Genomic DNA, 13326 nt, shown 5'->3' on the forward strand with positions numbered 1-13326 from the left:
CCGGGTCAGCGGGGCAGCAGCGCGGCGATCTCGGCGACGATGTCCTCCGGGGTCCGACCGTCGGTGCGCACCGTCGCGGTGGCCACCTCGGTGTAGAGCGGCCGGCGCTGATCCATCAGGTGCTTGAGGGTGGCCCGCGGGTTGATCGCCAGCAGCGGCCGACCGGCGCCGAGCCCGACCCGCTTGACCGCGTCGGGCAGCTCGACCGAGAGGTGCACCACCCGGTGTCCGACCAGGGCGGCGCGGTTCTCCTCGGCCAGCACCGCACCCCCGCCGAGGGCGAGCACCCCGGTGCTGGCCGCCAGTGCCGCGGCCACCGCGGCCCGTTCGAGGGTACGGAAGTGCTCCTCGCCCTCGTCGATGAAGATCTCCGGGATGGGCTTGCCAGCCATCCGCTCGATGTCGGTGTCGGTGTCGCGGAACTCCACCCCGAGGGCCTCGGCGAGCACCCGTCCCACGGTGGTCTTGCCGCAGCCGGGCGCGCCGACGAGCACGATGACCGGCGCCATCAGCGGATGACCAGCGCGTCGAGGTAGCCGGTCAGGTTGCGGCGGATCTCGGCGACCGAGTCGCCGCCGAACTTCTCGGTGGCCGCCTCGGCCAGCACCAGCGCGACCATCGCCTCGGCGACCACCGCCGCGGCGGGCACGGCGCAGACGTCCGAGCGCTGGTTGATCGCGGTGGCCGGCTCGCCGGTGGTGACGTCCACGGTGGCCAGCGCCCGGTTCAGGGACGAGATCGGCTTCATCGCGGCACGGACCCGCAGCGGCTCGCCGGTGGTGATGCCGCCCTCGAGCCCGCCGGCCCGGTCGGTGACCCGGCGGACGCCGGTGGCCGACGGGATGATCTCGTCGTGTGCCTCCGAGCCGCGGGACCGGGCCTGTTGCCAGCCGTCGCCGATCTCCACGCCCTTGATCGCCTGGATCGACATCAGCGCGGTGGCCAGCCGGGCGTCGAGCTTGCGGTCCCACTGCACGTGGCTGCCCAGCCCCGGCGGCACCCCGTACGCCAGCACCTCGACCACGCCGCCGAGGGTGTCGGCGTCCTTCTTCGCGGCGTCCACCTCGGCGACCATGAGGGCGCTGGCCTCCGGGTCGAGGCAGCGCAGCGGGTCGGCGTCGATCCGGGCGGCGTCCTCCGGGGTGGGGCGCAGCCCGGGCTTCGCGGCCACCGGGCCCAGCTCGACGACGTGCGAGACGATCTCGATGCCGAGCGCCTGACGGATCAGTGCCTTGGCGACCGTGCCGACGGCGACCCGGGCCGCGGTCTCCCGGGCGCTGGCCCGCTCCAGGATCGGCCGGGCGTCGGTGTGGCCGTACTTCTGCATGCCGGCGAGGTCGGCGTGGCCGGGCCGGGGGCGGGTCAACGGGGCATTGCGGGCCTGCCGGGCGAGCTCGTCGGGGTCCACCGGGTCGGCGGCCATCACCGTGCGCCACTTCGGCCACTCGGAGTTGCCCACCCGGATCGCCACCGGGCTGCCCAGGCTGACGCCGTGCCGCAGGCCGCCGAGCACCTCGACCTCGTCCCGCTCGAACGACATCCGGGCACCACGGCCATAGCCCAGCCGCCGGCGGGCCAGCTCGTCGGCGATCTCGGTGGAGGTCACCTCGATCCCGGCCGGCACCCCCTCCAGCAGCGCGACGAGGGCGGGACCGTGCGATTCACCTGCAGTCAACCAGCGCAACACAGCCGTCAGTCTGTCACGGCTGGCCACCGGCTCGGTGCGCTGCCCGCCGCGTCCCGCCCTGCGGACGCCTCCGGCGACGGGAAACCCTAAGACCAGGTCGGTGGGCCGGGAAGTCTGGTCGGCAGTGACTTCGTCGACCCCTGATTCAGGAGTTCCGGTGCTGCTCTTCGCGTTCGCCGCCGTAATGCTGCTGGCTGTCCTGTTCTCCAGCCTGGCCCACCGGACCATCCTCTCCACTGCGGTGCTCTTCCTGTTCGCCGGGTTCGTGCTGGACCCGGAGACAACCGGGTTGCTGGAGGTCACCGCCCACACGCCGATCGTGTCGACCCCGGCCGAGCTGGCCCTGTTCACCGTGCTCTTCACCGCCGGCATGCGGGTCGGCTGGGCGGACCTGCGGTCGGCGGCCCCTGCCGACTGCCCGGCCCGGCGCTGGGTTGGTGCCTGCCGCTGACCCTGGTCATCACCGCGGTGCTGGCGTACTTCGTGGTGGGGTTGGACTGGCTGAAAGCGCTGCTGCTCGGGGCGATCCTCTCCCCCACAGACCCGGTCTTCGCCGCCGGCCTGGTCGGCAACGACCGGCTGCGCCACCTGCTCAACGTCGAGGCCACCTTCGGCGAGCGGCAGCGGGAGAGCTTCGAACACTTCGGCGAGCTGATCGCCGGGCTGGGTCTTCGCGGTGCTCGCCATCGTGGTGGCCCGCCCGGCGGCACTGGCCGTGTCCTTCCTCGGCTCACACCTGAGCCGCACCGAGCAGTTCGCCGCCATGCGGATCGGCCCGGAGGGCTTCGCCTCGGTGGTCTACGGCCTGCTGGTGCTCCAGGCCGGCACCCCCGCTGGCGACGAGGCCTTCCACCTGGCCGCGTTGACCATTGTGCTGTCTATCTTCGCGCACTCCTCGACCGACACTGTGATCGCCCTAATCTTCAACCCGTCGCCCCCGCCTGGTACGAAAATGGCTGCGGTTATACGGCTCGGCTGTCGCCGGGCCGAACCGAAGGCCCAGGGCCGCGACCGCCGACGCCAGTCCAACCACAGCGTCGAGAAACACAGCGTGACGACGTAACGGGACTGCCAACCGCTCCGCGTCGGCCCAGCCGAATTCGCTGATGGCGCCGTCGAGCAGTTCAGGGTGTCCGAAACGTCGATGACCTGTGCGACTTCCACCGAATGCACACCGCCTCCTGCCGGGTCCTGGGCTTCAGCCCGCAGGCCTACTACGCGTGGCGTAGAGATCCGGCCTCACAGCGGGACTGGGACAACGTCCACCTGATCAACGCCGCGCTGGACATCCACCACGACGACCCGGCGTTCGGCTACCGGTTCATCGCCGACGAACTCGCCGCTCAGGGCATCCACCGCCGGCGCCAACCGGGTGGCCAGGCTCTGCTTCTGGGAAGACGTCGCGCGGGTGCGGGTGGGGAGGGCGGCCTCAGGCGGCGCGTGCCGCAGCCAGCGCGGCGGCCATCTCGGCCCGGGGCGCGGCGACCCCGGTGAACTGCTCGAACTGGCCGACCGCTTGGGCCAGCAGCAGATCCAGCCCGGAGACGAGCCGGCGACCGGCCGCCAGCGGCGTCGGCCACGGGTCGTAGAGCGCGTCGAAGAGCACCGCCTCCGGCCGCCAGGCCACCGTGCCGGCGAGCGGGTCGGCGACCCCCTTCGGCACCGTCGCCGCCGAGGGCGAGCACCCCCGGGCTGGCGGCCAGGCCGGCCCGCGCCAGGTGGCGGCGAAGCCGTTATGAACTCCGGTGCGCAATCAGCGACTTGGTAAGGCCCAGCAGTCGTTCGTTGCGAATGGTGGCATCCGGAAACAGCTGCCGCATCTCCGCCCGGCCGATCAGCTCCGTGGTGAGGACCTGCCGGATAGCTGCCTCGTACGACTTGCCCGGGGTGTATGCCAACGGCCACTTTCGCGCCACGACCACGCGCGCCGGCACCGGCAGGAACTGCATGCCAGGCGCCACCCAGTGCGGCTCGACCGGGAAGTACCGGTACGGCGTCTGCACCCAGTACGCGGGTGCCAGCTCGCGAATCGCCTCTGCCATGCGCCGGCGCCGATCGTGCCCGCCCACGTGCTCCAGCACGCTGTTGCTGAAGACGAGGTCGTACCGGCGGCTGAGGATGCTCTTCGGCAGCTCGCAGGCGTCGGCGTGGTCCGCCTCGGCCCACGCCGGCAACTCCGACGGCAGCGGCTCCAGGTTGACCACGTGGACGCGAGCCGGACGTACCGGCACCCCGGCCCAGCTCTCCACCCGCCCGCCGAGGTCGAGGACGCTCATCTCGGCGAGGTTGGGGAACGTGTCCGACAGCCAGGCCGCGCGCCTCGCCCGGCGCTTCGCGCCGAGCGAGGTCGGCGAGTCGACCAGGCGGAACCTGAGCGAGTGAAGTGCCATGAGCCGGCATCCTTGTCTGCTGTGTCGGGGCGGTTCACGACGCGAACCGGTCGGGCGGTCGGTGGGCGCGAGCTCAGATGCCTCGGCCCCGCTTGTGCAGGGTGCGCAGGACCGCGTCGGCCCGGACCATCCGCCCGGCCACCGCGAGCGCGAGGTACGCGCGCGGCTCCCGCGGGTTGCGCCGGAGGGTCCGCCGGGCCCAGCGCAGCGCGCCCTGCCGGTCGCCGGACGCGGCCCGGGCGAAGGCGATCTGCCCGGCAACGCGCGCCTCGCCGGCCGGCTGGGTGCCGAACTCCGGGTAGCGCTCCAACAACCACTGCAACGCCTCGGAGATGGTGTCCCAGCGCTGCGCGAAGTACGACCGCTGGTGCCAGCGCACCGACACGTAGGGGGTGCGCAGGTTGACCAACGGGGCGCTGCGGGCGGCCCGGAGCAGGAACTCGTAGTCCTCTGCGTAGCTGCCCGGGATCTCCTCGTCGACCAGCCCGAACCCGTCCCGCAGGGCCGCGGCGCGGATCAGGAAGGTGGACGGATGCAGCTCGGTCATCCGGTCCCGGAGCAGGTCGGCCAGGGCGACCCGCTCCTTGTCGAGCACCCGGTCCACGGTGTGCCCGTCGTAACTGACCCGGATGCCGCAGCTGACAAACTCGGCCTCCGGCGCTGCGGCGAGCGCGGCGATCTGGGCGGAGAGCTTGCCCGGCAACCATTCGTCGTCGTCGTCGCAGAACGCGATCAGCTCACCCTCGGCGGCCAGGGTGCCCGAGTTGCGTGCCCCGGCCAGCCCCGGGGTTCGCCCGTTACGGATCACCCGGACGGCGCGGTCAGGCCGGGCCAACTCGATCAGCGACCCGTCCGGGTCGGAGTGGTCCTGGACCACCACGACCTCGATGGCGCCGGGATGCTCCTGGTCGAGGATGGCCCGGACCGCGGCGCGGAGCAACTCCGGCCGATCCCGGGTCGGCACCACGACGCTAACCGTGGGTGCCGTCATCGGTCCCGCCCCTGGCCCCGGCCGGGCCGCTCCCACGGGCGCCACCACGCCCGGCGTCGCCCGGATGCGGAGGCGACCAGCCCGTCCACGATCTGCCCCACCCGGGCCACCGCCGCGTGCCGCGCGTCGTGCGCCTGCGGGTCGGAGGCGACCGCGAAACGGGTCGGGTCGGCCAGCCCGGCGTCCAGTGCGTCGCGCAGGGCCTGACGGGTCTCGCAGAGCGCGACCATGCCGGCCGCGCCGAGCCGGCGGGCGAAGAGCAGTTGGTGGTCGTCGACGTGCTCGCCGTGGGCCGGATCCCGTGGGACCACGATCGGCAGGTGACCGTGCCGGCGGGCCTCCAGGATGGTCGCCGGGCCGCCGTGGCAGACCACCAGGTCGACGTCGGCCATCGCGGCCTGCAACGCGTCGTGGCCGAGGAACGGCACCGCGCCGGGCAGCGCGGGAGCCCGGGTGTGCCCGTGCTGGACGGTGAGCCCGACCTGGTCGGCGGCCTCGACATGCCACTCGTCCAGCCAGCTCACCAGCCGGTCGAACGGGTGCTTGTCGGTGCCGACGGCGACCAGCACTCGTAGCTGGGCGTCGTCGGCGCGATCCCGCTGGCGGGGCACCAGGGCCGAGTCCGGGTGGGCGGCGTGCGGCACCGCCCGGGGCGGGGCGGGCCGGGCGGCGGGCGCTGTGCCGGTGGTCGCCTCCCCGCTCACAGCAGCGTCCCCACGACGGTCGCCTCCGGGTACTGCCGACGTTGCTCATCCCACTGGACGAGCATCGCGGAGAGAAACGGTCGGCAGAGCCGGGCGGTCAACGTGGGGGTGTCGATCCGGTCGTACACCTCGATGTACACGGTCGGGACGTTGCGCAGCCGGGCCAGTACCACGAACGGAACGGCGACCCCGGCGCCGGTGGTGACCACCGCGGCGACCCGTCGGCGACTCAGCACCCGCCAGGCGAGCACCGCGTTACGCAGGAGGTTCGGCACGTTCCGGGTGGTCGGATGGTGTGCCGGCACCAGGTCCTCCCCGGCGAGCAGCGACACCGCCTCCGGCGTGTCGAAGGTGACCCAACATCGGGGCCAGGTCTCGTACCAGGACCGCAGTGCCAGCAGTTGGGCCAGGTGACCGCCGCTGGAACCAACCAGCAGCAGGACCGGGAGCCATCCGTCCTCAATGTTCGTGTCCACGCGACTCCCCACAAGTTCGCTTGGAATTTCGGTCGGCGCCAGGCAGAAGCCGATCACAGGCCGGCCGTTGTACAGGGCGACCGGATAATCGATCGATCTCCCGCCCGGGCCGTCCGGCGCGCCGGTCGCCCGATGGTTCATCGACCACCATCACGACAAGTAATTCTCCCGTCACGCTCAGCCAGTGGTCAACAGCCATCGGCGTGGCGATCCATCCGAATCAGCCCGTATCTCGTTTCTCGATGACGTCCAACAGGGCGGGGTGCAGCGCGGCGTTCCAGCCCGCTCCGCCGTCGGCCAGCCGCCAGGTCCGCAGCCACATCTCCAGCAGGTAGGCGTCGGCCACCAGACGGCGCTGGGCCGGCGCGAGCCCCAACCGGTCCCCGTACCGATCGAGCTGGGCGTCGATGGCGTCCGCAGCCGTGCGAGCCGGTTCCGCGCGTAGCACCACGGCCCGCTGGAACGCGTCGTGCGCCAGGTCGAAGCCGAGCGGGACGTCCTGCCCACTGTGCTCCCAGTCCCACGCGACCAGCCGTCCGTCGTGCAGGCCGAGGTTCCACGGCACCCAGTCGCCGTGCCAGTGTCCGAACTCGACGGTGGTGCGCCCGTACCGGCGTCCCAGTCCGGCCACCGCGGCGACCGCCCGCGCACCGGACGGAGCCGCGCCCGCCGCCCGGGCCGCCTCGGCGGCCAACCGGGCGAGGAACGGTGAGCCGGCCAGCGGTCGGGGCGGGGCCGCCGGGCGGCCCCTGCGGGCGACCGCGAGCAGCGCGGCGATCCGCGGCCGGTCGGTGACCGGCACCCCCTGCACCCGCGACGGCAACGGCTCGACCACCGCCACCACCTGCCCCGCCCAGTCGAGCTGGGCCAGTAACCGGGGCGTCGCCGGGTGGTCGGCCACACCGGTCACCTCGGCCAATGCGCGCAGCGCGGCGGACTCGGCGGCGACCAGCGCCCGGGTGGCGTCGTTCCAACCGATCTTCGCGTACCCGCGGGGCCGGCCGTCGGCCGCGAAGAGCTGAAGGGTGGGCTTGTGGTTCGGGTCCGGTGGGCGCACCCCGCACGCCGCGTGCAGCGGCGCGCCGCCGAGGGCAACGGCGAGCCGCTCGGCCAGCAGCAGCTCGGCGGGCTCCTCGCCGGCCGGCACCGAGACGGTGAGGGTGGGAAAGCCCCGCTGTAACGCCCCGACCCGGGACAGGGTGCCGAGCGCGGCCCGCACGGCGCGCACCTTCGGCGGACGCAACGCGTTGTACGCCAGCAGCGACGCCGTGGTGGCCCGGGGCGCGCCGAGCGGCAGCAGGAACCGGGCCCGGGCCAGCGACGGAACCACCGCGTACCGGGCCAGCGCGCGGTGACCGGCCGGCGGTTCGCCGCCCACGGTCAGCGCGACCCGCTCGTTGCCGAAGACCGCCCGACTCACCCAACCCAGCCCGTCGGTCCGGGTGCGCGGGTCGGTGGACGCGGCGACCTCGACGGTCACGCCGCCCGCTCCGGCCAGTCGAGGTTCAGCCCGAGCCGCTGCCGCAGCGCGTCGTTGTACGGCCGGTAGTACGCGGTCAGCTCCGTGCGCAGCGCCGGCTCCAGCGGAGCGGACCGCCGGTCGTTGTAGACCTTGAAGTTGGGCAGGTCGTACGGGGGCAGCCCGAGGAAGTCCAGCGTCCGACGGTAGGTGAGGCGGGCGTCGCGGTAGAGGGCCTCGCTGGGCAGGAAGAGGATCCGCGCCCGGTCGAACCGGTCCAGCCACGGCTCCAGGTGCTCCAGGTAGCGCCCCCGGGCGCGGTAGGTGTACCAGTCGTAGGGCTCGCTGAAATACTCCGGCTCGGCAATCAGCCGCCCCCGCTCCCCCGCCGTCCGCTCCTCCTCGGCGGCCAGGGCGTCGGCGAAGTCCAGCGGCTCGATGCCGTGCGTCCGCCGTTCGTTCCAGTGCGAGTACGCCCGCTCGACCGGGTCGCGTAGCAGCACGATCAGCCGCACCGACGGGATCAGCATGGCGACGCGTTGCGCTGCCAGCGGGTGGAACATGTAGAGCGGGGCGGCCTCACCGACCCGTACCGGCCCGCCGTGCCGGCTCTCCAGCGCCGCCCGCTGCCGCTCGGTCGGGAAGTGCGAGCGGTACCACGCCTCGCCCCGGTGCCAGTTCTCCTCGAAGTAGTGCGAGGCCTTGGTGTTCCAGGCCGGGAAGAGGCGCGGCACCAGCGGGTGCTGGATGAGGTAGTTCCATAGCGAGGTGGTGCCGCCCCGTTTGGTGCCGATGATGAGGAAGTCCGGCAGTGGCCGGCGGTCGCTGGTGCGCACCGCATAGTCGACCAGAGAGTCCTTCACCCGGTTGGTCACCTGGGTCGGCACGAGTTGCTTCACCCGGTCTCGGATGGACGACACGGAGGACCTCACCTGCCCTTCATCGAGGCCGTGGCGGCACCGACGGCGGCCGGCGCTGCCCCCTCCCCGCCACGGAGCTGTTTCATGGTCACCCGGATGCGCCGTCGCACGCTGGGCACCGTCAACATGCCGACGCAACCGGCGGCCACCACACTCAGCGCCGACACCAGGCCGGCAATCCCCCGACCGCCCGTGAGCACGCCGGCCAGAGCCGCGATCCCCACCCCGGCGACCACCCCGGCCGCCGCGCGCAGCAGCGCCGCGTCGACCAGAGGCTGGCCGACCACCGCGCGGGCGCAGCCGAAGGCGGTGAGGTTCTCGGTGGCGATGCCGGCCGCCCACGCGACAGCGGCACCGGTCACGCCGTGCTCCGGGATCAGCCACAGCCCGAGGGAGACGGTGACCAGCAGCCCGGCCACCGTCGCGGCCAGGTGCAGGCCACTGCGCCCGCCCATCAGCAGCAGGCTCTGCACGTTTCCCACGCCGGTGTTGACCAGCATGGCCAGGGCGAGCACGGTCATCGCGGCGGTGCCAGCGGTGAACTCCGGCCCGAAGAGCTGGAGGAACGCCAGCCCGAACACGGCCAGCAGCAGGTAGACCGGCCAGGACAGCACCAGCGCCCAGGTGGTCAGCTGCCGGTGCACCGCCGCCGCGGCGGCCCGCTCGCCGCGCCCGAGCAGCCGGGACAGTTGCGGCGACACCGCCACCCGCAGCCCCTGCATGGCGAGCTGCCCGGCCAGGATGTAGCGGCCGACCGCACCGAACACGCCGGCGTCGGCCTGCCCGGCGAGCACCGAGGTGAGCAGCACGCCCACCCACACGGCGCTGGCGTCGATCGCCGCGGAGGCGGCGCGGGGCAGGGCGAAACGCCAGAACGTCGACCAGCCGGCCCGCTCGGGACGCAGCGTCGCGCCCCGGCCGACGCCGAGTGGGCCGGCCACCAGCGTCAGGCAGACCAGGACAGCGAACGCCGCCGGGACCAGCCAGCCGGTCATGCCGACCAGCACACCTCCGCTGGCCACGGCGGCCGCGCCGACCAGCACCGGCCGGGCGACCGGCACCAGGACGGACTGCACACCGACGTACGCCCGAATCGGACGGACGCAGCGCAGCACGGCGAGCAGCAGCGTCATCGCCACCACCAGCGGCACCGCTGCGAAGCTGACCGCGATCAGGGCCGTACCGCCGGCGCCCGGCTCGTCCAGCAGGCGGGGTGCGAGCGCGTCCGCAGCGAACACCCCGGCGAGGCCGACGATGACGGCTGCCACCAGCGGCGGCAGGAACGCCACCGGGAGCACGCGGGCGGCGTCGCCTCGCCCGCCGGCGCGCCGCCGGGGCAGCGTCCAGATCAGCCCGGTCTCCGCACCCAGCGTGCACACGGCGGCGGTGACGGTGACGACTCCGATCGCGGCAAAGAACGCGCCCGAACCGACGGTGCCGTAGCCGCGGGTGATGACGACCGCCAGCAGGAAGCCGAACAGACCGTTGGTGGCGGCCCCGGCCAGCCCGGCGAGGCCGGTGCGGGCGCTGCTCCGGGCCTCGGTCGTACCGTCGATCGACGGCTCGTCGGGGTCGGATCCGGCGACGGCCGCAGCCGGTCGCACGTCGTCGCCGGGACCGGAGTCGGCGGCCGGGCGGGTGCTGGCTGTCATACCGGAACGGCCTTGAGGCTGCGCGTGGGGTGGGCCGGGTGAGCCCGCCCGGCCCCCGCCTCCCGCTCGATGAGCACCACCGTGAAGGCGACCGCGAAGAACGCGACGGCCAGGTTCGGGCTGGCCATGCCGTAGAACGGGAACTGCACCAGGCAGACCACCGGGACCACCGCGAGCCACTGCCCGGCCGCCGAGCGGGCCCGCTGGCAGATCACCACGGCGGCCACGAACCAGGCGAGGAAGAGCACCAGCGCGGGTATGCCGTGGCTGAACAACACCATCCACACTTGCCCCTGGGTGCCGACCGGCGCCTGGGCGGAGAGGGTGTCGGCGCTGACCGGCGCACCGTAGCCCAGCCACGGCGAGTCGCCGATGCGGCGGATCACCTCCGCGTACAGGGAGAACCGGTCGGTGTTGGTGTCGCTCGACTCGACGCGGTTGCCGATCAGCTCGGTCACCGGGATGAACAGCGTGGCGAGACCGCCGAGGACCAGCACGCCGACGACCGAGAGGCCCACCCGCATGTTCCCCCGCAGCGCCGCCCGGACGCCGAGCAACACGAGGCCCGCCCCGAGGCTGACGAACATCACCCGGTTGAGGGTGAGGAAGGCCGGCGCCATCGACAGCGGCAGGGACGCCAGCAGCATCCAACGCAGCACGCCGCGCCGGCGCAGCATGGTGTACGCCACCACGCAGGGCAGCGTCATCGCGTACGCGCTGCCGTAGTTGTTGGTGTACGGAAAGGGCGCGGCGGGCCGGAAGACCGGGTCGAGCGACCGGGCGCTGTACTCCGCGGCGGTGACGTGGACCAGGTCCTGGATGTAGGAGTTGCCCGCGACGCCGCCGGGCAGGAGCACCTCCATCGGCGTGGTCAACGCGAACCGTGGCGCCAGCACGCCCAGCCAGCCCAGCGCGACGAGCCCGAGCCAGAACGCGCAGAGCGGCATGAGCACCGCCGTCGGGTCGGCGCGTTCCCGGGCCAGGGCGTAGACGTAGACGCCGACCACCAGGGCGGTGACGTAGAAACCCAGACGCAGGGCGAACGTCGGCAGGGACCCGGCCGACGACAGTCGGGTGGCGCTGAGCACGACCACGGCCAGGAAGAGCAGCCAGATCCCGGTCACCGGCGGCAGCGGCACCCGGCCCCGGACCAGCAGCAGCGCGAACAGCAACGCGCCGAACAGCGACCAGCCAAGGTAGAACGCACCTGCCACCCACCACAGCGGAACCAGGCCGAACATGAGCGCCAGGGGCCAGAGTGGCAGCATGGCGGGCCGGAACGGCGGGGCCGGAGCGGGTGGCTCGGGCGGCGGCGGGTCTTCCCCCGCCGGGTCATTGGTCGCCGGGGCGCGGGTGACGGCCACCGTCAGTCCGAGCCGCTGCGGGTGAGGACGAAGCCCAGCGGCGTGACGCCGGCGGCCCGGAGCCGGCCGACCAGCCGGCGCAGGTCGCTCTCCCGGGTCCGGTCGCGTTCGACCACCACAACGGCCGATCCCTGGCGAGCGATCGCGACACCACGCTCGTCGGACTCCGCCGGAGGGGCGTTGTACAGCACCAGCCCGTGGTCGGCACCCTGCCGCCAGCTGCCGAACCGGACGCTGCCGATGCCCACCGCGACGTCGCCGGCACCGCCGGTCCGGTTGATCTCCACACCGCGCGCGGAGGCGACCCGGGGCAGAGTCAGGGTGGCGTCAGCGTCGGGCGACGGGCGGGCGCCGGGCGGGTGCGGCGACGGCCGTCGGGCGGGTGCGGGCTCCGCGGCCGCACCGCCGTTGGCCGGCGTTCCCGCCGGGCGCGGCTTCGGCACGATCGACCGTGCCTGGTCTGCAACGACCGGCAGCCGGCCCCGGTCGGCCAGCACGGCGGCGCGCAGCTTCTCGACGCGTCCGCTGTCGTCGGCGAGGAACACCTCCCGACCGTCGGCGGCGAGTGCCACCGCGAGGCCGGCGGTGAGGATGCTCGGATCCTCCCGGGCTGCCAGCAGGGACACCCGGGCGGGCTGGCGGACCCGCTCGGCGATCGCCATCGCCACGTAGCGCACGTCGGCGTCGACCGCCCGGCGTCGACCGCGGAACCGCTGGCGCCGTACGGTGCCCAACAGCGGCAGGCCGGTGGCGGCGCGGCCGTCCGCCGCCGAGCGGATCCGGCGGTCCACCGTCTCCCAGGCGTACGCCAGCACCACCCCGATCAGCGCCCCGCCGAGCAGGCCGGCGAACAGGTAGAGCGGGCGGTCCCTGCCAGCGGACACGAGGGCCCGCTCGGCGGTCTGCGTGACCCAACCGGGGTTGACGTCGACCGCGGCGATCTCGGTACGCGCCGAGCTCAGCTGCGTGAGCTGGCTGTTGATCCCGGAAAGCTCGGCGACCGCGGCGTCGAGGGCACCCTCCCGGGCGGTACCGATTCGCCGTTGCAGCGCGGTCTGCTGCGCGGCGACCTTGCCGATGCTCTCGTCGTACGAACGCAGCATCTCCGTGCGCTGTTTCTCGTACATCGCGCGGCGCACGTCGAGATAGGCCTGGGCGGCGATGTTGACGCTCTGCACCGCCTGGTCCGCCGAGCGCGCGGTGTAGGAGAAGCGCAGGATCTGCCCACCGGTGGGCACCTCGACCGCGAGTGCGTTCCGCATGTCGCGTTGGTCCTGGCCGTTCGCGTCGGCGAGCCGCTGCACCACCTCGGTGCCGGTGGCGATGCCGCTCTCCACATTCATGTTCACCGCCCGGTCGGCGGCCGCTCCGCTGGGGGTGAAGGCGTCGGTGACGACCGGGCGGACCGCCACCACCGCGCTCGCGGTCACCACCGGCGGCACCATCAGCACGTACCCGGCCGCCGCGAGCAGCCCGACCGCCGCGACCGCCGCGACCAGGCGGATGCGGTGCAGCGGGACGCGGAGCAGGTCGGCCAGGGTGACGGTACGGGCAGGTCCGCCGCCGGAGGCGTCGACGGGCCAGCTACCGACAGGAGCGTCAGTCATGGAGCGTTCTTCACCGCCTGTTGTGGTGTGCGGCGACCACGACCGGCGGCAGGGTGCGTCCGCATCACCGTCGCGG

General features: G+C 73.4%; 11 protein-coding genes and 3 pseudogenes. 2 read left to right on the forward strand and 12 right to left on the reverse strand.

Features of this window, described 5'->3' with window-relative positions; genetic code table 11:
- Nucleotides 1–5: 5 nt before the first annotated feature.
- Nucleotides 6–509 (reverse strand): shikimate kinase, encoded by a 504-nt coding sequence (locus tag ACFY29_RS30715; protein WP_328414071.1) that lies wholly within the window; start codon nucleotides 507–509, stop codon nucleotides 6–8.
- Complete coding sequence (gene aroC, locus ACFY29_RS30720) at nucleotides 509–1687, reverse strand: chorismate synthase (protein WP_355605786.1); 1179 nt, start codon at nucleotides 1685–1687, stop codon at nucleotides 509–511. The genes ACFY29_RS30715 and aroC overlap by 1 nt, the downstream gene beginning before the upstream one ends.
- A 184-nt stretch (nucleotides 1688–1871) precedes the next feature.
- Here aroC and ACFY29_RS30725 point away from each other — a divergent pair.
- Together ACFY29_RS30725 and ACFY29_RS30730 are read left to right on the forward strand one after the other, a co-directional pair.
- Nucleotides 1872–2794, forward strand: a pseudogene (locus ACFY29_RS30725) (cation:proton antiporter).
- Nucleotides 2795–2860: 66 nt separating this feature from the next.
- Nucleotides 2861–3089 (forward strand): annotated as a pseudogene (locus ACFY29_RS30730) (IS3 family transposase); the annotation flags it as partial.
- Nucleotides 3090–3116: 27 nt separating this feature from the next.
- Here the strand turns inward: ACFY29_RS30730 and ACFY29_RS30735 are convergent.
- From ACFY29_RS30735 to ACFY29_RS30780, 10 genes and pseudogenes are all read right to left on the reverse strand, one after another.
- A pseudogene (locus ACFY29_RS30735) lies at nucleotides 3117–3356 on the reverse strand (shikimate dehydrogenase); the annotation flags it as partial.
- A 64-nt stretch (nucleotides 3357–3420) separates the two neighbouring features.
- The gene (locus ACFY29_RS30740; protein ID WP_386991724.1) at nucleotides 3421–4077 is read right to left on the reverse strand and encodes a class I SAM-dependent methyltransferase; all 657 of its coding nucleotides are present in this window, start codon (nucleotides 4075–4077) and stop codon (nucleotides 3421–3423) included.
- A 73-nt stretch (nucleotides 4078–4150) separates the two neighbouring features.
- Entirely contained in the window at nucleotides 4151–5068 is a 918-nt protein-coding gene (locus tag ACFY29_RS30745) for a glycosyltransferase family 2 protein (protein ID WP_386991726.1), read from the reverse strand.
- Nucleotides 5065–5712 (reverse strand): glycosyltransferase, encoded by a 648-nt coding sequence (locus ACFY29_RS30750; protein ID WP_386992028.1) that lies wholly within the window; start codon nucleotides 5710–5712, stop codon nucleotides 5065–5067. The genes ACFY29_RS30745 and ACFY29_RS30750 overlap by 4 nt, the downstream gene beginning before the upstream one ends.
- Nucleotides 5713–5768: 56 nt before the next feature.
- Nucleotides 5769–6248, reverse strand: a complete 480-nt coding sequence (locus tag ACFY29_RS30755) for a UDP-N-acetylglucosamine--LPS N-acetylglucosamine transferase (RefSeq protein WP_386991728.1) — start codon at nucleotides 6246–6248, stop codon at nucleotides 5769–5771.
- A gap of 220 nt (nucleotides 6249–6468) precedes the next feature.
- Nucleotides 6469–7728 (reverse strand): hypothetical protein, encoded by a 1260-nt coding sequence (locus tag ACFY29_RS30760; protein ID WP_386991730.1) that lies wholly within the window; start codon nucleotides 7726–7728, stop codon nucleotides 6469–6471.
- On the reverse strand, nucleotides 7725–8627 hold the full coding sequence (locus ACFY29_RS30765; protein WP_386991732.1) for a sulfotransferase domain-containing protein: 903 nt from the start codon (nucleotides 8625–8627) through the stop codon (nucleotides 7725–7727). The genes ACFY29_RS30760 and ACFY29_RS30765 overlap by 4 nt, the downstream gene beginning before the upstream one ends.
- 8 nt (nucleotides 8628–8635) lie before the next feature.
- Entirely contained in the window at nucleotides 8636–10279 is a 1644-nt protein-coding gene (locus ACFY29_RS30770; protein ID WP_386991734.1) for a lipopolysaccharide biosynthesis protein, read from the reverse strand.
- Nucleotides 10276–11643: an O-antigen ligase family protein gene (locus ACFY29_RS30775; RefSeq protein WP_386991736.1), complete on the reverse strand. Its 1368-nt coding sequence runs from the start codon at nucleotides 11641–11643 to the stop codon at nucleotides 10276–10278. Before ACFY29_RS30775 ends, ACFY29_RS30770 begins: the two co-directional genes overlap by 4 nt.
- A 2-nt stretch (nucleotides 11644–11645) precedes the next feature.
- Nucleotides 11646–13250 (reverse strand): lipopolysaccharide biosynthesis protein, encoded by a 1605-nt coding sequence (locus ACFY29_RS30780; protein WP_386991738.1) that lies wholly within the window; start codon nucleotides 13248–13250, stop codon nucleotides 11646–11648.
- Between the last annotated feature and the right edge of the window lie 76 nt (nucleotides 13251–13326).

This window comes from Micromonospora sp. NPDC000668 (assembly GCF_042897975.1).
GTDB lineage: Bacteria > Actinomycetota > Actinomycetes > Mycobacteriales > Micromonosporaceae > Micromonospora.